This is a genomic window from Inquilinus sp. NPDC058860, from assembly GCF_042743185.1.
Lineage (GTDB): Bacteria > Pseudomonadota > Alphaproteobacteria > DSM-16000 > Inquilinaceae > Inquilinus.
In genome coordinates, this window is sequence record NZ_JBHYMS010000090.1 from 1 (window position 1) to 19,376 (window position 19,376).

At 72.6% G+C, this 19,376-nt stretch carries 15 protein-coding genes; 7 read left to right on the plus strand and 8 right to left on the minus strand.

Features of this window, described 5'->3' with window-relative positions; all coding sequences use genetic code 11:
• Positions 1-136 precede the first annotated feature (136 nt).
• Complete coding sequence (locus ACFW16_RS34250) at positions 137-1,648, minus strand: sugar ABC transporter ATP-binding protein (RefSeq protein ID WP_380313587.1); 1,512 nt, start codon at positions 1,646-1,648, stop codon at positions 137-139.
• 146 nt (positions 1,649-1,794) lie between these two features.
• Between ACFW16_RS34250 and ACFW16_RS34255 the strand changes: the two genes are divergently transcribed.
• Positions 1,795-2,604, plus strand: coding sequence for a helix-turn-helix domain-containing protein (locus ACFW16_RS34255; protein WP_380313588.1), 810 nt, complete (start codon positions 1,795-1,797; stop codon positions 2,602-2,604).
• Between the two features lie 10 nt (positions 2,605-2,614).
• On the opposite strand, the gene ACFW16_RS34260 is transcribed toward ACFW16_RS34255, so the two are convergent.
• Positions 2,615-3,412: an AAA family ATPase gene (locus ACFW16_RS34260; protein ID WP_380313589.1), complete on the minus strand. Its 798-nt coding sequence runs from the start codon at positions 3,410-3,412 to the stop codon at positions 2,615-2,617.
• Positions 3,413-3,582: 170 nt separating this feature from the next.
• Between ACFW16_RS34260 and ACFW16_RS34265 the strand changes: the two genes are divergently transcribed.
• The 3 genes from ACFW16_RS34265 to ACFW16_RS34275 all read left to right on the plus strand — a co-directional run bounded on the left by ACFW16_RS34265 (position 3,583) and on the right by ACFW16_RS34275 (position 8,148).
• The gene (locus tag ACFW16_RS34265; RefSeq protein ID WP_380313590.1) at positions 3,583-6,087 is read left to right on the plus strand and encodes a mechanosensitive ion channel family protein; all 2,505 of its coding nucleotides are present in this window, start codon (positions 3,583-3,585) and stop codon (positions 6,085-6,087) included.
• Positions 6,077-6,874, plus strand: a complete 798-nt coding sequence (locus ACFW16_RS34270; RefSeq protein ID WP_380313591.1) for a class I SAM-dependent methyltransferase — start codon at positions 6,077-6,079, stop codon at positions 6,872-6,874. Before ACFW16_RS34265 ends, ACFW16_RS34270 begins: the two co-directional genes overlap by 11 nt.
• A 197-nt stretch (positions 6,875-7,071) precedes the next feature.
• Complete coding sequence (locus ACFW16_RS34275) at positions 7,072-8,148, plus strand: OmpA family protein (protein ID WP_380313592.1); 1,077 nt, start codon at positions 7,072-7,074, stop codon at positions 8,146-8,148.
• Positions 8,149-8,179: 31 nt separating this feature from the next.
• Here ACFW16_RS34275 and ACFW16_RS34280 read toward each other — a convergent pair whose 3' ends face one another.
• The 6 genes from ACFW16_RS34280 to ACFW16_RS34305 all read right to left on the minus strand — a co-directional run bounded on the left by ACFW16_RS34280 (position 8,180) and on the right by ACFW16_RS34305 (position 16,501).
• The gene (locus ACFW16_RS34280; protein ID WP_380313601.1) at positions 8,180-8,980 is read right to left on the minus strand and encodes a DUF2182 domain-containing protein; all 801 of its coding nucleotides are present in this window, start codon (positions 8,978-8,980) and stop codon (positions 8,180-8,182) included.
• Between the two features lie 9 nt (positions 8,981-8,989).
• Positions 8,990-9,619: a DUF1326 domain-containing protein gene (locus ACFW16_RS34285; protein WP_380313593.1), complete on the minus strand. Its 630-nt coding sequence runs from the start codon at positions 9,617-9,619 to the stop codon at positions 8,990-8,992.
• Positions 9,620-9,740: 121 nt separating this feature from the next.
• Positions 9,741-11,819 carry a hypothetical protein gene (locus tag ACFW16_RS34290; RefSeq protein WP_380313594.1) on the minus strand — a complete coding sequence of 693 codons (2,079 nt, stop codon included), beginning with the start codon at positions 11,817-11,819 and terminating at the stop codon, positions 9,741-9,743.
• Positions 11,820-11,821: 2 nt separating this feature from the next.
• Positions 11,822-14,578, minus strand: coding sequence for a DUF4159 domain-containing protein (locus ACFW16_RS34295; protein ID WP_380313595.1), 2,757 nt, complete (start codon positions 14,576-14,578; stop codon positions 11,822-11,824).
• Positions 14,572-15,486: a DUF58 domain-containing protein gene (locus ACFW16_RS34300; protein ID WP_380313596.1), complete on the minus strand. Its 915-nt coding sequence runs from the start codon at positions 15,484-15,486 to the stop codon at positions 14,572-14,574. Before ACFW16_RS34300 ends, ACFW16_RS34295 begins: the two co-directional genes overlap by 7 nt.
• 7 nt (positions 15,487-15,493) lie before the next feature.
• Positions 15,494-16,501, minus strand: a complete 1,008-nt coding sequence (locus ACFW16_RS34305; RefSeq protein ID WP_380313597.1) for an AAA family ATPase — start codon at positions 16,499-16,501, stop codon at positions 15,494-15,496.
• A gap of 45 nt (positions 16,502-16,546) precedes the next feature.
• On the opposite strand from ACFW16_RS34305, the gene ACFW16_RS34310 reads away from it, so the two are divergent.
• The 3 genes from ACFW16_RS34310 to ACFW16_RS34320 are packed head-to-tail and all read left to right on the plus strand — an operon-like array spanning position 16,547 to position 18,953.
• Positions 16,547-17,119, plus strand: coding sequence for a DUF1285 domain-containing protein (locus ACFW16_RS34310; protein ID WP_380313598.1), 573 nt, complete (start codon positions 16,547-16,549; stop codon positions 17,117-17,119).
• On the plus strand, positions 17,116-17,754 hold the full coding sequence (locus ACFW16_RS34315) for a CoA pyrophosphatase (protein ID WP_380313599.1): 639 nt from the start codon (positions 17,116-17,118) through the stop codon (positions 17,752-17,754). The genes ACFW16_RS34310 and ACFW16_RS34315 overlap by 4 nt, the downstream gene beginning before the upstream one ends.
• A complete protein-coding gene (locus tag ACFW16_RS34320; protein ID WP_380313600.1) occupies positions 17,751-18,953 on the plus strand; it encodes a CCA tRNA nucleotidyltransferase in 1,203 nt (400 codons plus the stop codon). The genes ACFW16_RS34315 and ACFW16_RS34320 overlap by 4 nt, the downstream gene beginning before the upstream one ends.
• Positions 18,954-19,376 lie beyond the last annotated feature (423 nt).

The window sequence follows — 19,376 nt, forward strand, 5'->3', positions numbered from 1 at the left end:
CCTAGTGAGAGGTCTGCGTTTTGCGCTTTCGCGAGGGGACGCGCGCGGACCCCTCCCCCTGCCCCCCTCCCGCAAGGGGAGGGGGGACAAAAAAGGAATGCGTTCCAGCTATTCTGAACGTTTGCGCGAACCGGCCTCACTGCACCGTCCCCCGGGCCTCGGGCGCGAGCGAGACGGCGTGGACCAGGCGTTCGACCGACAGCCCGGCCTCGTCGATCTCGGCGACGATGCGGCCGTCGCGGAACACCACGGCGCGGTGGCAGATCTGGGCGACCTCCTCGACATCGGTCGAGACCAGCACCACGGCCAGGCCGCGCTGCACGGCGTCCGCCAGCAGCCGGTAGATCTCGGCCTTGGCGCCGACATCGACCCCGGCGGTCGGGTCTTCCAGCACCAGCACCCGGCCGCCGATGCGCAGCCAGCGGGCCAGCACCACCTTCTGCTGGTTGCCGCCGGACAGGGTCTCGACCGGCATCGACGGGTCGTTCGGCCGCAGCCCGACCCGGCCGCCCAGCAGCGCCGTCTCGGCCGCCTCGTCGGCGGCGCCGCGCCAGGCCAGCAGGCCGCGGCCGCAGGCGGAAGGGTTGAGGAACATGTTCTCGCGCACGCTCAGGCCCGCGGCCACCGAATCGGCGTTGCGGTCGGCCGCGACGAAGCCGATGCCGGCGCCGATCGCCCGCGGCGGCGATGCCAGGTCGCAGGGCGTGCCGTCCAGCCGCACCGTCCCGGCCTCCAGCGGCAGCAGGCCGAACAGGGCGCGGCCGACCAGCTCCTGCCCGGCGCCGCGCAGGCCGACCAGGCCGACGATCTCGCCGCCCGGCACGGCCAGGTCGACCGGCCCGACATCGCCGATCACGGCGCCGTCCAGCCGCAGCACGGCGTCGCCGCCGCGGCGCGGCGGGCGCACGAACAGCGACTCCGGCGGCCGGCCGATGATCAGCCGGACCAGCGCCTCGGGCTCGGTCGCCCTGGTCTCCTGCACCGCCACCAGCCGGCCGTCGCGCAGCACTGCCAGCCGGTCGGCGATGGCGTAGACCTCGTCCAGCCGGTGCGAGACATAGATCATCGACACGCCGCGCGACTTCAGCCCGCGCAGCACCCGGAACAGCCCCTCAACCTCCTCCTGCGGTAGGCTGGCGGTCGGCTCGTCCAGCACCAGGATGTCGGGGCGGGCTCCCAGCGCCCGGGCGATCGCCACCAGCGATTTCTCGGTCCGGGTCAGGGTCTGCACCCGCCGGCCGGGGTCGATGCCCTCGGCCACCAGGGCCAGCGAGGCGCGGGCCGTGGCCTCGACCCGGCGCCAGTCGATCAGGCCCAGGCGCCGGGGAAAGCCTTGGGCGAAGGCGATGTTCTCCGCCACCGTCATCCAATCGATCAGGCCGAGATCCTGGTGGATGAAGGCGATCCGGCCGTGGCCGGATCTCGGGTCATAGGCCGCGCCGTTCAGCCGGATCTCGCCGGAATCGGGGGCGTGCACGCCGGCCAGCATCTTGATCAGGGTGGATTTGCCGGCGCCGTTCTGGCCCAGCAGCGCCAGGATCTCGCCCGGGCGCAGCGCCAGGTCCAGGTCGTCGACCGCCAGCGTGCCGCCGAAGCGCTTGGCCAGGCCGCGGAACTCCAGGACCGGCGGCGCCGATCGCAGCTCCATGGGCTTCCTCCTGCACCCCCGCCTCGGCTCGGCCGGGCGGATTGTGGAGAGGAGTGTGTCAGAAACGTCGCGTGAGCGTCTTCCGGAAATCGCCCATAATCTTACGCGAAGGGGCCAATCATGCCCTGCCGAGCCGGGAGGACGCCATGTCGCCGTTCGCGACCACCCCTACCTGTCCCGAGCATGCCGGGCTGTCGCGCTGCGGCCGGGTGGCCGAACGGTCGGCCGGCGACCCCAAGCACAAGGTGGTGCATGTCCGCGCCGGACGGCTGGAGCTGGAGGGGCCGCGCGGCGTCTGGGCGATCCTGCCGACCCATATGGTGTTCATCCCGGCCGGGCGGCCCTACGAGATCCGCACCGATGACGGGACGGAGGTGGCGGTGGTCCATCTCGATGCGCCGATGACGCCCTGGCACCACGACGGCTGCTGGGCCGCCGGCACCAGCCCGCTGGCGCGCGAGATGGTCGACTACGCCCTGCGCTGGCCGCGCGGCCGCGACCGCGACGACCCCATCGCCGGCTCGTTCTTCCGCACCTTCGGGCTGCTCTGCGCCGACTGGTTCAGCCGGCAGCGCATCCTGTGGCTGCCGACCGGCCAGTCGCCCGGGATCCGGGCCGCGATCCGCCATGTCATCGCGCATGTCGACGACGGCTCGCTGGACGGGGCGGCCAGCGCCGCCCGGCTGTCGCCGCGGACGCTGCGCCGGCGCTTCCGCGAGGACACCGGCATGACCTGGCGCCAGTTCGTGCGCGAGGCGCGGATGATGCAGGCGATGGAGATGCTGGCCTCGGGCCGGCACCGGATCAGCGACGTCGCCATGGCAGTCGGCTTCAGCAGCTTCGGCGCCTTCACCCAGGCCTTCAGCGCCTGCGTCGGCCGCACCCCGAGCGATTTCGCCCGCAGCCAGCGCGGCGGGCCCCGCGCCGCGCTCGGCCGTCCCGCCGTGCCAGCCTGATCGGTGGCAGTCAGTCCAGCAGGGCCTTCAGCATCCGCGCCGGATCGGCCAGGAAGCGGCGGGTCACCGCGACATGCTCGATCGTGTCGTAGGCGACCGGCCCGATCCGGCCGTCGCGGATCTCCAGGATCGCGGCACCGGGCAGCGCCATCAGGATCGGCGAATGCGTGGCCACGATCAGCTGCGCGCCGGCCTCCGCCGCATCATGCAGCAGGCGCAGCAGCGCCAGTTGCCGGGTCGGTGACAGCGGTGTCTCCGGCTCGTCCAGGAAGTACAGGCCGGCGCCATGCACCCGCCGCTGCAGGATCGACAGGAAGCTCTCGCCATGCGATCGGCCGTCGGGGTCCGAGGCGCGGATGGCGGCGGCCATGCCGGCCAGCAGCCCGCCCGATTTCTGCTTCCAGGCCTCGCTACCCTCTGGGTCGTCGCGGATCTCCCGCGCCTCGGCCTCCAGCTCGTCGGCCTCGGTCAGCTGCGCCTTGACGTGGCCGAACACGTCCTCGGCGCGCAGGAACATCTTCACCCGCGGATGGCGCCGCCGCACGAACAGCAGGCCCTCGGCGAATCGCCGGGCGGCTGCCAGCATCGGGTCGCGGCGGATCTCCTGCACCGAGCCGACGGCATAGGCGCCCATGCCGGCGGCCAAGCCCTCGATCAGAGTGGACTTGCCACAGCCATTCTCGCCGACCAGGAAGGTGACCGGCGCGGTGAAGGCCAGCCGCTCCAACCCGGCCACGACCGGGATCGTCCAGGGGAAGCGGCCGTCGGGCGCGAAGCCGGGGCGGCGGCGGATTTCGGCGAGGTACATCGGCGGCGGCCTGGGCTCTGGCTTGGGAGCCAGCATAGCGCACCTTCCGGCGCCGTCACGCGGCCGCACGAGCATTGCTGCTGCGACGCTGCGCGGTCTCGCCTTCTTTCGGCCGCTTTGGCATGCAGGGTGGGATGCCTCCCTGCCATCGCGGTGCCATCCGGCCGAACATGATCCTTCGCGCGTTCCTCCTCCGCTTCCTGTTTCTCCTGGCCCTCTTGCCGGCGGCGCTGCCGGCCGCGGCGCAGCAGCAGGAGGCGCCGAAGCCCGATTTCGCGACGCAGAGCGCCGGCTGGCTGGGCACCCTCGACCAGCTTCAGGTCCAGCTCTCGGCCCTGGGCCTGACGGAGGACAGCTACAACGCCCTGCGCGACCAGGCTGCCGCGATCGTCGACCAGGCCGGCCAGGCCGCCGATGCCGCCCGCGCCGCCGCCGCCGAGGCCAAGCAGATGGCCGACGCGCTGGGGCCGCCGCCGGCCGAAGGGGCGCCGCCCGAAGCCGAATCGGTCACGGCCGACCGCAAGCGCCTGGCCGACCAGGCCGCCGCGGCCGACGGCCAGGCCAGGCAGGCGGACCTGATCCGCGCCCGCGCCGACATCCTGCTGCGCAGCGCCGCGGCGGCGCGGCTGGACCAGTTCCGCCGCAACCTGCTGTCGGTGGCGCCGGCGGCCTTCGATCCCGAGACCTGGGTCGAGATCCCGGACCAGACCGGCTACCTGCTGATGCGGCTGTTGCGGCCGTTCCAGGACCATGGCAGCGCCGGCTGGGACGGGGTGGGCGAGATGGCGCGCCGCATCCTGTTCGCCGCCATCGGCCTCGGCATCGGCTGGCTGGTGCGGCGCTGGCTGCTGCGCCATTTCGGCCGGCGCCCGTCGGAAACCGTGCCGTCCTTCGGCCGCCGGGTCGCGGCCGCCGCCGTCCACACCATCGCCCATGGCGTGCTGCCGGCGATGGTGACGCTGGCGGCGGCGGTGATCTGCGCCGGCTGGCTCGGCGACCGGCCGGCCAGCTATGTCGCGATGATCGCGCTGGGCGTCCTGGCCTGGGGCGTCGTCGCCTATTTCCTGACCTCGGCCGCGACCGCGGCGGTGCTGACCCCGGACGAGCCGGCTTGGCGCCTGATCGAGCTGACCGACGCCTCGGCGCGGGCGCTGCATCGCGCCCTGCAGGCGGCGATCGTGATCTGGGCCGTCGCCGGCATGACGCTCGCGATTGCCGACGGGCGGATCCTGCTGCAGAGCGAGCTGCGCGCCCTCCTGGTCGCCGCGGCGCTGACCGCCGGGGCGATGGCGCTGCTGACCGCGCTGCCCGGATCGCTCTGGGGCCATCGCGCCGACCTGCCGGCCGTGCCGGAGGGCGAGGCCGCCGACGACCGTCCGGCCTCGCGGCCGCCCGGGCGCTGGCCGCGGCTGCGCCTGCTGGCGGCGCTGCTGGCCGTGGTGGTGATGGTGGCGGGGCTGATCGGCTACCAGAAGCTGGCGCTCTATATCGCCTATCTGCTGGCGTCCGCGATCGGCATCGGCACCGCATTCCTGATCCTGCGCCGCATGGTGCAGGAGGCGACCGGCCGCTTCCTGACCCAGCCGGTCGGCGCCACCGCCAAGCTCCGCCATTCGCTGTTCCCGAACGACCGCGGCCTGTGGGCGTTCGAGACCGGCGCCGGCCTCTCGGCCGACATCGTCTTCGGCGTCGCCGCCTTCCTGGCCCTGGCCCCGGTGCTGGGGCTCAGCGCCGGCGACATCTCGGCGATCGGCGCGGCGATCCTGAACGGGGCCACGGTCGGCGGCGTCCGCATCGCGCCGCTCGACATTCTCGGCGCCGCGGTCGCTTTCACCCTCGGCATCACCGCCACCCGCTTCCTGCAGCGGCGGCTCGATTCGCGCTTTCTCGACAAGCTGCAGATCGACCTGGGCCTGAAGAACTCGATCCGCACCGGCATCGGCTATCTCGGCGTGCTGCTGGCGGCGCTGCTCGGCGTCGGCGTGCTCGGACTCGACCTGTCGAACCTCGCGCTCATTGCCGGCGCCCTGTCGGTCGGCATCGGCTTCGGCCTGCAGAACATCGTCCAGAACTTCGTCGCCGGCCTGATCCTGCTGGTCGAGCGGCCGGTCAAGGTCGGCGACTGGGTGGTGATCGGCGGGGCCGAGGGCGTGGTCCGGCGGATCAGCGTCCGCGCCACCGAGATCCAGACCTTCCAGCGCTCCTCGGTGATCGTGCCGAACGGCAACCTGATCTCGTCCCAGGTCGTCAACTGGACGCACAAGGACAAGAACGGCCGGGTCGACATCCCGGTCTCGATCGCCGCCACGGCCGATGTCGAGAAGGCCCGCGACATGCTGCTGGAGATCGCCAAGGCCGACAGCCGGGTCAGCGCCTTCCCGGCGCCGGTGGTGGCGTTCAAGGCCTTCAGCCCGGCGTCCCTCGACCTCGAGCTGCGCTGCCACATCTCCAACGTCGACAACTTCGCCGGCGTCGGCACCGATCTGCGCTTCGCCATCTGGAAGGCGTTCCGCGAGGGCGGCCTGGCCTTCCAGCCGGCCGCGGCCGACATCTCGCTGCCCCAGGCGGTGCAGGTGCTGGCGACCGCGGTGCGCGAGCGCGACGGCGCCCGCGGCGCGGCCCACGGCGACGCATCTGAGCCCGAGACGGTGCGGGAGCCGTCGCATGCTGCATGACCTCGGCCGCGTCGTCGGCGCCATCGCCCGCGACCGGCTGGACGAGGCGGCGGTGTACCGGCGCGAGCGGCTCTACGCCCGGCCGCGGGCGCCGGCCGGGCCGCCGGGCGTGCTGGAATGTCCGATCTGCGGCATCCGGGCGCGCCGCTTCCTGCGCTTCGGCCTGGAAGGGCGGCGCAACGCCATGTGCCCGGGCTGCGGCAGCGTCGAGCGGCACCGCTTCCTCTGGCTCTATCTGACCGCCCGGACCAACCTGCTGGCCGGCCGGCACCGGGTGCTGCACGCGGCGCCCGAGCCGTGGCTGGAGGCGCGGCTGCGCGGGCTGCCGAACCTCCGCTACCGCTCGGTCGACCGGTTCAGCCCCTTCGCCGACATCCAGGCCGACCTGACGGCGCTGCCCTTCGCCGACGCGGCCTTCGACGTGGTGATCGCCAACCATGTGCTGGAGCACATCCCCGACGACGGCGCGGCGATCGCCGAGCTGGCACGGGTGCTGCGCCCCGGCGGCCGCGCCATCCTGATGGTGCCCTTCGACCCGAAGGGGCCGACGCAGGAGGGCGCGGATATCGCCGACCCGGCCGAGCGGATGCGCCGCTTCGGCCACCCCTACCACTACCGCATCAACGGCCGCGACTTCCCCGGCCGGCTGGAAGCGGCCGGGCTGGCGCCCATGGTGGTCGACAGCCGCGTCCTGCTGCGGCCGCATCTCCGCCGTCGCTTCCGGGTGAACCGGAATCATCTGTTCGACTGCCGGAGGCGTCGATCGGGCGGCTTGAATAGCATTTAGCGGATATTGTCTCTTGTTCTGGGATTCAAATCTTTAGATCCGATAAAGAGTCCGCAGAAAGTTCGCGCTGAATTCTTTGTTTTCAGGTTGATCGGCCAACGAAGTCTCCGTATTGATGCGACGGGGGCGGATGAAACCCTGCATAAGAATGCCGGGAGCGGGCGCCCTGGTTCGAACTCTGACCAGGATGGCGGCAGATGAAGAGTCTGACCTTGTGTGCGGCGGGAACCGTTGCCCTGTTGCTGGCCACGCCCGTCATGGCCCAGCAGCCGGCGAGGGGGATCTATCTCGGCGCGGGCGCCGGCGTGAACATCCGGCAGGACCAGAAATGGACTTTCGACGACCCTATCACCGACGGCCATGCCGACGTCTCCTTCGACACGGCGCCGGCCGGCAACATCTATATCGGCTATGATTTCGGCGCGATCCGGGCGGATCTCGAAGGCAGCTTCCGCCAGAACGACATCGGAACCACCAAGCTGAGCTATGATTCCTTCCGGCTGAACCGGTTCATCACGGTCCCCGGCGCCGACGACGTCAAGGTCAACATCAAGGGCCATGAGCGCACCATCGGCCTGATGGCCAATGTCTATTACGACTTCGAGTTCGGCTCGCCCTTCGTGCCTTATGTCGGCGGCGGCATCGGCGTCGGCTTCAACACCTGGAAGGTGAAGGCCAAGGATTTCAACATCGACTTCGAGTACGACTCGCCGCTCTTCGCCTATCAGGGCATCGCCGGCGTGTCCTACTACATCACGCCGAAACTGGCGGCGAACCTGGAGTATCGCTATTTCGGCGAGACCGATGCCGAATTCACCTCCGGCAGCACCAAGGTCAAGCTCGACGCCCCGGCGAACCACACCATCCTGCTCGGCATCAAATACGTCTTCGAGTTCGGCGCCGCCTCGGGCGAGCCGGCGCCGGAGGTCCCGGCCGACACCGGCCAGCGCAGCTATCTGGTGTTCTTCGACTTCGACAGCTCGAGCCTGACGCCGGAGGCGCGGTCGATCGTCGCCTCGGCCGCCACCGACGCGCTGCGGGGCGAATCGACCCGGATCGGCGTCACCGGCCACACCGACCGCTCCGGCACCGACGCCTACAACCAGGCCCTGTCGGTGCGCCGGGCCGAGGCAGTGCGTCGCGAGCTGGTCGCGGACGGCGTCGCCGACAGCCTGATCGTGGTCCGCGGCGTCGGCGAAGCCGACCCGCTGGTCCCGACCGCCGACGGCGTGCGCGAGCCGCAGAACCGCCGGGTCGAGATCGTCATGAACTGAGGCGGAAGGGCGTGGGCCGGGCGACCCCGGCCTACGCCGCCGTCACCAGCATCCAGCCGCCCCACAGGATCAGCCCGGCGCCGGCGGCGCGGCCGAGCCAGGGGCCGCCGGGGACCGTCTTCTCCAGCAGGACGAACAGCGCGATCGCGCCGATCCAGGCGAGGTTCATCACGCCGCCGACGAACAGCAGCAGCATCAGCGCCCAGCAGCAGCCGAGGCAGAACAGGCCGTGGCGCAGGCCGAGGCCGAACGGCCCGGACCGGCGATGGCGGGTGAGGAACTCGACCGGCGACCGGCAGCGGACGAGGCAGCCCTGCTTCAGCGGGGTGAGCTGCCAGGCGCCGGCGACCACCAGCGCGCCGCCGGCCAGAACCGCGTTGGCGGTCGCCATCGCCGGGGACAGCAGGGCCAGCGAATCGAGCCGCCACTGCAGGGGCGTCGCCAGGATGCTGAAGCCGCCCCAGACCGCGAGATAGCCGAGCGCGAACCGCAGCGTCGCGTCATGCGGGGCCGCCTGCCGGCGATGGCGTTGCAGCGCGGCGTAGGTCAGCACCATCGGCGCCGCCCCGGGCAGCATCATCGCCACCATCATCACCGCCCACATCGCCGCCATCAGGGCGAAGGTGGCGCCGGTCCAGGGCATGGGCATTGCCGGATCCATCGCCATGCCGGGCATCTCCATGTCGGGCATCGTCGTCCCAGGCATCTCCGTGCCGATGCCGAGGCCGACATAGGTCCAGGCCGCGATGCAGGCGCAGGCCAGGGCGACCAGCGTCATCAGGCGGTCGCGGCGGAGCACCGCCTCGATCGCGGAGGAGGCCCCGGCGTTCATCGCCACCAGCTACGCCACGATGCCGGCGTTGCTGAGATGGATGCGGGCGAACTGGGCATAGGTGCCCGCCAGGTCCAGCTCGATTCCGGCGGTGGCCTTGGTGGTGCCGCTGCCGATCTCGGCCAGGCGGTATTCGAAGCCCTTGGGCAGGTCGATGCGGACGCGGTGCTCGGCGCCGGTCACCGGGTTGCGGATCGGCTCGGCATCGATCTCGACCACGCCCGGCACGACGACGCGCCCGCGGCGGCGGTCGACGTCGATCTCGATGTCGATCGGCTTGAACAGGGTCTCGAGCCGGTTCGGCGACATGGCGGCGAACACCCACCACATGGTCGCCATGTCCTCGGTCTCCTGGCCGGTCATGATCTTCTGCAGCGCGTCGCGTTGCGCGGCGTCGGCGCGCTCGTCGACGATCAGCTGCATGGTGCCGTTGCCGTGATGCACCGGCCCGGGCCAGCGATACAGGCCGCCGGCCCGCAGCCCGTCGAGGCCGACATCGCCGAAATGTCCCGTCTCGATCAGGAAGCCGGCCGCGGCCCGGCAGTGCCCATGCGTCGGCAGGTCGTTGAACTGGCACGGGCAGCCGTAGGAGCAATTGCAGTTGGCGAGCTCCGTCGCCTTCAATTCCCATTCCACCATCGTCTTGGCCTCCCCGAAGGTTCTCTGGAGCAGCCGCAACAGTCGATAGACGCATAAAAAGATATGAAAATATTACGCTTTTCGCGCGGCGGCGGCAATATCCGCCATCCGGAGGAGGTCTCTATCGCCCCTCGCGCCGCCAGGCGGCCATCAGCCCGCCGAGGCCGAGGAACAGGGCGATCAGCGGCGGCAGCAGCGGCGTCTCGGTCATGCCGGTGACGGTGTAGTCGCCATTGCCGCGCAGCCCGAACCAGCCGGCGCCCGCCGCCGCCCGGTCCGGCCGGGTGCGGCGCAGGGTCGGCACCCCGTCCGAGGCCAGCCAGGCGACGCCGCCGCCGCTGGCCTCGGTCACCGGCGCCAGCTTGTCGGTCACCGCCCGCATATCGCTCAGCTCCGGCGGGTTCAGCGTGCCGACGACGGCCAGCGCGGTCTTGTCGCCGTCGCTGACGCGGTAGATGCCCGGCCCCTGGGCGTTGACCCGGCCGGCATAGAGGCCGGGCGAGGCCTCGCTCAGCGTCACGCTCTGGGTCTTGCCGTCCGGGTCGGTCACGGTGACCGGCGGGTTGCTCTGGTCCAGGTTGCGGCGGCGGATCTCGATGCGCTGCCCCGCCGCCTCGGCGCGCAGCACGTTCTCCTCCAGCTCCGGCTCGCGCATCAGCCAGTGCGCCAGGCGGCGCAGCAGCTCCGCCTGCGGGCCGCCGCCCTCGAAGCCGCGGCTCCACAGCCAGATCTGGTCCGACGCCATCTGCGCCACCCGGCCCTCGCCGACCCGGTTGAGCACCAGCAGCGGCCGGTCGCCGATCCCGGTCATCACCACGTTGCCGCCATGCGGCACCACGTCGATCTGGCGGAACCAGCGGCCCCAGCTCGGGCCTCCGCCGGGGCCGCCGGTCGATCCCTCCAGCGTCGCCGTCACCGGATGGCGCTGCCCCAGCTCGGTCACCACCGGCTGGAAGCCCTGCTCCAGCACCTCGCCGGTCGGCTCGGCCGGCAGGATGTTGCCGATCGGGGTGCGGTACAGGCTCAGCGGCTCGGCGAAGGCCTCGCCCGAAACCTCGAGGAAGGCGCCGCCCTCCTGCACGTAGCGGGCGATGTTGCCGAGATACAGGTTCGGCAGCACCCCCATCCGCCGGTAGCGGTCGAAGATGATGAGGTCGAAATCCTTGAGGTTGGTCTCGAACAGCTCGCGGATCGGGAAGGAGATCAGCGACAGCTCGTTGATCGGCGTGCCGTCCTGCTTCTCCGGCGGCCGCAGGATGGTGAAATGCACCAGGTCGACCGAGGGGTCGGATTTCAGGATGTTGCGCCAGGTGCGCTCGCCCGGATGCGGCTCGCCCGACACCAGCAGCACGCGCAGCCGGTCGCGCACGCCGTTGACGACGATGGCGGCGCGGTTGTTGGCCTGGCTCAGCTCGCCGGGCAGCCCCTCGACCGCGAATTCGAAGACGGTCGGGCCGCCATGGTCGAGGCGGAAGCTGACCTGGGTGTCGCGCCCGACCGGCAACTGCAGCGCCTCCGGCGCGCCGGCGTCCTTGGTCGCGGTGACGGTGGCGACGGCGCCGGGCTCCGCGTTCGGCAGGTCGTCGACCCTGAGCGTCACGGTCACGTCCTGGCCGACCAGGCCGAAGCTCGGCGCCTGGGCCACGACGATGCGGCGGTCGAACTCGTCCGGCCGCCCGGTCAGGAGCGTGTGGACCGGCCCGAAGGAGCTGCGCACCGCCGGGTCGGTCGGCACGTCGTGCACCTGGCCGTCGGTGACCAGGATGGCGCCGGCCAGCCGCCGCCGCGGCACGTCGGCCGTGGCCGCGCCCAGCGCCTCGAACAGATGGGTCTCGTCCAGCGGCGCGCTGGCGCCTTCGCCGACGGTGACGAAGCGGGTCTCGAGGTCCGGGAAGGCCGCCAGCTTGGTGCGCAGATCGGCCAAAGCGGCGTCGATCCGGGCCGGGCGGTCCTCGATCTGGTCGGAGGGCGAGCGGTCGACCACCACCACGGCGACGTCGCGGATCGGGTCGCGCCTCTCCTCCACCAGCGACGGGTTCAGGAGGGCGGCGGCCAGGGCGGCGAAGGCGAGGAGGCGCCAGCCGAGGCCCGGGGCGCGGCGCCAGGCGCCGACCAGCAGGGCCAGCACCGCGAGGCCGAACAGCGGCCCCAGCACGGTCCAGGGCAGCAGCGGCGAGAAGGCGACGGAGGCGGCGTCCATGATCACTGCCCCAGCCGTTCCAGGATCGCCGGCACGTGCACCTGGTCCGACTTGTAGTTGCCGGTCAGGGCGTACATCACCAGGTTGACGCCGAAGCGGTAGGCCATCTCGCGCTGGCGCTCGCCGCCCGGCACCACCGGCAGCATCGGCGCGCCGCCCGGCCCGGTGGCCCAGGCCCCGGCCCAGTCGTTGGCGCCGATGATGATGGTCGAGACGCCGTCATTGACCGTGGCGTCCGCGGTCTCGACCCACAGATCGCCGCCGGCGTAGCGGCCGGGGAAGTCCTGCATCAGGTAGAAGGCGCGGGTCAGGATGTGGTCCGGCGGCACCGGCGTCAGCGGCGGGACGTCCAGGCCCTGGGTCAGCTCGCGCAGCTTCTCCGCCCCCGGGCCGGACAGCGCCCCGCCGCCGCCCGTCGCCTGGTCGCGGGTGTCGAAGAAGATGGTGCCGCCGGTGCGCAGGAAGGCGTTCAGCTTGCCGATCGCGGCGTCGGACAGGGCCGGCTGCCCTGTCGTCATCGGCCAGTACAGCAGGGGGAAGAAGGCCAGCTCGTCGCTTTCGACATTGATGCCGATCGCGCCCTCGGCATTGACCGAGGTGCGGTCGCGCAGCACCTGGGCCAGGCCTTCCAGCCCGGCCTGGCTGACCGCGTCGACATCCTGCTGCCCGGTCTCGACATAGGCCAGGCGGACATGGTTGGCCATGGCGATGGTCCGGCTGTCGTCCTGTGCCCGCACCGGGGCGGGCGACAGCAGCGATGCCGCGACGGCGCCGGCCATCAGCAGCGTCGCGGCGGTGGCGCGCCGCGGCGGGGTCAGCAGGCCGCGCATGAACAGGGCGATCAGCCCGTCCACGATCAAGAGCGCCATGGCCAGGGCGAACACCCAGGGCCGCAGGTCGACCTCCGCCGGGGCCTCGTAGCCCGAGATCGCGACGCCGGGCGGCAGGTTCGAAATCGGCTCCAGGCTGGTCACGGCGGAGCCGAGATTGAGGGCGCGGCGGTTGTCCTCGGTGCCGTAGAAGCCGGGCGGGTGCTCCGGCCCCGGCACGGTGCTGGCGAAGGCCTGGCCTGCGATCGGCAGGGCCAGGGGGGGCGGCGGCACCAGCCGGCCGAGCCCGTCCAGCAGCTGGACCGGCGCCAGGCTGGCCTGGCCGCTGTCGCCGCCGACGCCGCTGCCCAGCGCCACCACGCGGCGCAGCATGTCGACGAACAGGCCGGAGAAGGCGAGGTTCGACCAGCCCGGCCCGGCGGTGGTGTGGATCAGCACCAGCCAGCCGCGGCCGCGCTTCTCGGCGGTGACGATCGGGGTGCCGTCGGTCAGCCGGGCCCAGGTCTTGTCGGCCAGGTCGGGCGACGGGTCGGCCAGAACCTGGCGCTGGATCCGCACGTCGGCCGGGATGGTCAGGCCCTGGAACGGGCTCTTGGCGTCGAACGGCGCCAGCGTCATCGGCTCGGTCCAGGACATGGCGCCGGACAGGGTGCGGTCGCCGAAGCGCAGCGGCACGGGCACCAGCGGGTCCGGATTGGCCGCCAGGATCGGCCCGGCGAAGCGGATCAGGGCGCCGCCGCCTTCCATCCAGCGCTCCGCCGCCTGGCGGTCGGCCTCGGAGGACAGGGTGCCGTCGGGCACCAGCAGGGCCGCCAGCCGGTCGGTCGGCTGGGTGCCGCCCAGGAGGTCGGCGATGCCGCCGCGGCGGATCTCGGCGAAGGGCTCCAGCGCCCGCTGCAGGTAGTAGCTCTCGGTCAGCAGCGGCTGGGCCCGGGCGGTGTCCTGCGGCGCGGCCAGGCCGACCGGCCGGCGGCGCCAGCGCTCGTCGACCAGCACCGTGGCGCCGGCCGTGGTCTCGCCCTCGATCGACACCGTGGCGATGGCGTTGCGGGCGGTCGACGGCAGCTCGAACCGGGCCTCGGCCTGGCGCTGCCCGGCGGGGAAGCGGATCTCGGTGCGGGCCAGCGGGCGGCCGTCCTCGGCCGCGGCGCGCAGCACCAGCGGCACGTCGCCGACCGCTGCCGCGCGCTTCACCGGCACGGTCAGGGCGGTGTCGGCCACCTGCGGCGTGCCGACCAGATGCGCCAGGTCGAAGGCCTGCGGGGTCAGCACCTCCAGGCTGCCGAAGCGCTGCAGCCGGGCGGCGAAGTCGCGCACCCCGTCCGCCTCGGTCTCGCCGGTGATGCCGTCGCTGGCCCAGACGACATGGGTCGATCCGGGCAGGCGCAGCGCGTCGGCCACTTTCAGCGCCGCCGCCCGGTCGGTCGGCCAGGGGCTGGGCGCCAGATTGTCGATCAGGCCGCGGGCCTCGCCCGGGCGCAGCAGGCGGCTGGCCGCGACCGGCTCGCCCGGGGCGGTCGGCGCGGTGGCCAGCAGCACCACGTCGCGGCCCGCCCGCTCCGCCTTGTCGACGGCGGTGCGCAGGGCCTCCTGCCGCTGCGGCCAGCCCTTGCCCGCGGCCCAGCCGTTGTCGACCACCAGCAGCACCGGGCCGCTGCCGGGCAGGGCCGTGCCGGGGTTCAGCACCGGATGCGCCAGGGCGACGATGATCAGCGCCGCCAGCAGCAGCCGCAGCACCATCAGCCACCAGGGCATCCGCTCCGGCGTCTCCTCCTGCGCCTGCAGGCCCAGCAGCAGGCGGATCGCCGGGAAGCTCAGGCGCCGCGGCGCCGGCGGCGTGACCCGCAGCAGCCAGTAGATCACCGGCAGCAGGATCAGCGCCGCCAGGATGGCGGGCGCCAGGAAGACGAGGCCGCCGAGCGTCACCATCTGGCCCTGCCGGTCGCGGCCCCGGACATCACGCCCCACAGGCTCAGCAGCGCCGCCTCGGCCGATTTGTCGGTGCGGTGGATGGCGAAGCTCCAGCCGGCGCGGCGGGCGATCGCCGCCAGCCCGTCCTGGTGCTCGGCCAGGCGCTCGCGATAGGCGTCGCGCACCGACCGCACCCGCGGGATCAGCGCCGATTCGACCTCCTCGATGCCCTCGAAGCGGATGCGGCCTTCGAAGGGCAGCGTCGCCTCGGCCGGGTCGAGCACCTGCAGGATATGGCCGCGGACGCCGCGTGCGGCATAGGCGGCGACCGAGGCGCCGAACTCGTCGAGCGGGGCCAGGCAGTCGCCCAGCAGCACCATGGCGGCGTGGCGCGGCACCCGCAGCTCCCACGGCACCGCCTTGCTGGCATCGTCGGCGGTGCCCCGATCCAGCGCCGCGGCGATGCGCAGCAGGCTGGCCCGGCCGCTCGCCGGCGGGGTGTCGCCGCCGATCAGCGCCACCCGCTCGCCGGCGCGGTTCAGGAGAGAGGCGAGGGCCAGCAGCAGCACCTCGGCGCGGTCGCGCTTGGTCGGCAGCGACCGGTCGGAGCGGTAGTCCATCGACGGCGAGGCGTCGCGCCACAGCCAAGCGGTCTGCACCGCGGCCCATTCGGTCTCGCGCTGGAACAGGCCCTCGGATTTGCCGGACTGGCGCCAGTCGATCCGGCCGATCGGCTCGCCCGCCTGGTAGCGGCGGAACTGCCAGAAGCTCTCGCCGACGCCGACCCGGCGGCGGCCGTGCACGCCCTGGGCCACGGTCGAGGCGACGCGGTCGGCGGCGATCAGGAGCGGCGGCAGCGTCGCCGCCAGCGCATCGGCGGCCTTGCGCCGCGCGGCGCCTGTCAGGGGCTGGGAGCCGGCGGCCACCTCCGCCTCAGCCCAGGCGCGCGACCAGCCGCTCGACCACGTCGGCGATGGTGGCGCCATCGGCCCGGGCGGCGAAGGTCAGGGCCATGCGGTGCTGCAGGATCGGCCGGGCCAGGGCGGCGACGTCGTCGACCGAAGGCGACGGCCGGCCGGTCAGCAGGGCGCGGGCGCGGCAGGCCAGCATCAGCGACTGGCTGGCGCGCGGGCCGGGGCCCCAGCCGACCATGCGCTGCACCTCCGGCAGGTCGGTCGAATCGGGCCGGGCGGCACGGACCAGCGACAGGATCGCCTCCAGCACCGTCTCGCCGACCGGCAGGCGGCGCACCAGGCGCTGGGTCCGCTGCAGCGCGTCGGCGCTGATCACCGCCTCGATCTGGGCTTCGTGAACGCCGGTGGTGGCCAGCAGCATCCGCCGCTCCGCCGCCAGGTCGGGATAGCCGACATCGACCTGCATCAGGAAGCGGTCCAGCTGCGCCTCGGGCAGCGGATAGGTGCCCTCCTGCTCCAGCGGGTTCTGGGTGGCCAGGACGTGGAACGGCTCCGGCAGCGGCAGATAGCGGCCGGCGATCGACACCCGGTGCTCCTGCATCGCCTGCAGCAGCGCCGACTGGGTGCGCGGGCTGGCGCGGTTGATCTCGTCGGCCATCAAGAGCTGGCTGAACACCGGGCCGGGGATGAAGCGGAAGCTGCGCCGACCGGTCTCGCTCTCCTCCAGCACCTCGGAGCCGAGGATGTCGGCCGGCATCAGGTCCGGCGTGCACTGCACCCGCCGCTCATCGAGGCCCAGCACGGTGCCCAGCGTCTCGACCAGCCGGGTCTTGGCCAGGCCGGGCAGGCCGACCAGCAGCACATGGCCGCCGGCCAGGATCGTCACGAGGCTCTGGTCGATCACGTCTTGCTGGCCGAAGATGACCCGGCCGATCATGCTGCGGACGGCGGCCAGCCGCTCCACGGCCGCATCGATGTCGGCTGGGGTGGCCGGGGTGTCGAGCTCGGACGGGACGGTCGTTTGCATGGGCGTGCCGCTCTGCCGGTGAACTGACGGATCTATTGCAAGAGTATGGCGGAATTGAGCGACGGCGAGTCCAAGAAAACGCAACCGGCCCGGGCGCAGTCTGACGCAGGCGCCCTGGACAAGGCGCTGGCCGGCGCCCGGCCTGCCCCGACGGCGGCCGACGAGGCCTACGACATCCGCATCGGCCGCGACGGCACCTGGTACTATCACGGCAGCCCGATCCGCCGCCTGCCGCTGGTCAAGCTGTTCGCCACCGTGCTGCGGCGCGACGCCGCCGGCGACTACTGGCTGATCACCCCGGCGGAGCGCGGGCGGATCACGGTCGACGACGCCCCCTTCGTCGCCGTGGCGGTGGAGGTGGCCGGGGCGGGCGAGGACCAGGTCCTGACCTTCCGCACCAATCTCGACCATGTCCGCGAGGCCGGGCCGGAGCATCCGATCCGCGTCGCCTTCGCCGCCGGCACCGGCGAGCCGTCGCCCTATATCCGGATCGCCGAAGGGCTCGATGCCTTGCTGTCGCGCCCGGTGTTCTACGAGCTGGCCGAGATCGCCGTCGCCCGAGACGGCCGGATGGGGGTATGGAGCCATCGGACATTCTTCCCGCTGGACCAGGCGTGAGCGGCGGGCCGCCCGCGATCGTGGCCGACCTGGACCGGCTGCGGCAGTACCGGCCCCGCCAGTCGCGCAGCGACAATGTCGTAGGCCCGCGCGGCGACCACGACCTGAACCCGGACCTGAAGCCGCTGGCGACGCTGCGGCCGGCGGCGGTGCTGGTGCCGATCGTCCGGCGGCCGGACGGCGACGCCATCCTCCTGACCCTGCGCACGCCTCATCTCAACGCCCATGCCGGCCAGATCGCCTTTCCCGGCGGCGGCGTCGACCCGGGCGACCCCGACCCGCTGGCGGCGGCGCTGCGCGAGACGGAGGAGGAGATCGGCCTGCCGCGGCGGAAGGTGGAGATCGTCGGCCGGCTCGACACCTATGTCAGCCGCACCGGCTTCGAGATCCAGCCCTTCGTCGGCCTCCTGACCCCGCCGCTCGAGACCGCGCCCGATCCGTTCGAGGTGGCGGAGATCTTCGAGGTGCCGCTGGGCTTCATCCTGGCCCCGGGCAATCCGAAGCGGCACCGCATCACCGTGCAGGGGGTGGAGCGGCAGTACTGGGCCTTCCCCTATCGCGACCGCTATGTCTGGGGCGTGACCGCGGGCATCCTGCGCAATCTCCGCGACGTGCTGCTCGGGACGGCCGAATGACGACACCTCACCGCCTGTCGCCGCTGCCCGGCTGGGCCGTCGATCCCGCCGCCCGGGCGGTGATCGACGCGCTGTCGATCCCCGGCTTCGACCCGCGCTTCGTCGGCGGCTGCGTGCGCAACGCGCTGCTCGGCCGCGATGCCGCCGATGTCGACATCGCCACGCCGCTCAGGCCGCAGGCGGTGATGGTGGCGCTGCGCAATGCCGGGCTCGGCGTCATCCCGACGGGGCTGGAGCACGGCACGGTCACCGCCCGCTCCGGCGGCCGCAGCTTCGAGGTCACGACGCTCAGGGTCGACGTCGAGACCGACGGCCGGCATGCCGTCGTCGAGTTCACCGCCGACTGGCGGGCCGACGCGGCGCGGCGCGACTTCACCATGAACGCGCTGTCGGCCGATCCCGAGGGCGTGGTGCACGACTATTTCGGCGGGGTGGCGGACGCGCTGGCCGGCCGGGTCCGCTTCGTCGGCGACCCGGCGCAGCGTATCGCCGAGGACGGCTTACGCATCCTGCGCTTCTTCCGCTTCCACGCCCATTACGGAAGCGGCGAGCTCGACCCGCCGGCGCTGGCCGCCTGCGCCGCCGCGGCCGGCAGCCTCGACCGGCTGTCGGGCGAGCGGGTGCGGACCGAGCTCTTGAAGCTGCTGGCCGCGCCCGACCCGGTGCCGGTCTGGCGGGCGATGGTCGAGGCTGGCATCGCCCGGCACGTGATCGGCGAGGACGGCGACATCGCCCGGCTGCAGGGGCTGATTCAGGTCGCCCCGGACTCCGATCCGCTGCTGCGGCTGGCGGCCCTGCTGCGCGGCGACGCGGCGACGGTCGCGGCGCGGCTGAAGCTGTCGAACGACGAGCGCGACCGCCTGGTCGGGCTGCAGGAGAGCACGCTCGACACCGCGCCGGACGAAGTCGGGGTGCGGCTCCTCCTGTACCGGCACGGCCGGTCCGGCGGCCGCGACCGGCTGCGCCTGGCCTGGGCCGCGGCGCCGAAGCGCTGGAGCTTCAGGCGCGCCCTGGCGGCGCTGGAGAAGGAGCCGGTGCCGGCCCTGCCGGTGCGCGGCCGCGATGTCGTCGCGCTCGGCCTCTCCGGCCCCGCCGTCGGCCGCGCCCTGGCCGAGGTCGAGCGCTGGTGGATCGGCCAGGGCCTGCGCCCCGGCCGCGACGAGAGCCTCGGCCGGCTGCGGGAGCTGGCGGGGGTTTAGGACGGCCGGACCGGCCTGAAGCGGCTACCGGATAAACACGTCGTCGAAGTGAGCTTCTACAAGTCCCCCCTCCCGCGAGGAGCTACAGCATTCACACATCTGCCTGAGATACCGGCGGTGGGTATACGAACAGATTGCCTCTCCCGCTTGCGAGACCTTTTCAGAATGGACGTCACCCGCTCTTTTTAGTCCCCCCTCCCCTCGCGGGAGGGGGGCAGGGGGAGGGGGCTGCGCGCGTCCGCGCGCGATATGGTCCGCGCGCGAATGGGCAGAGAACAGGCTCGCAGTCGGAGCCGGAACGCGAGAGCCCAGGCCGGTCTTGGCGACGAAAACCCCCACCCCCCAGCCCCCACCCGCGAGGGGAGGGGGGTCTCAATTATCTTTAGGTCGATGACTATTCGTTCCCCCAAAAAAGCCCAAGAG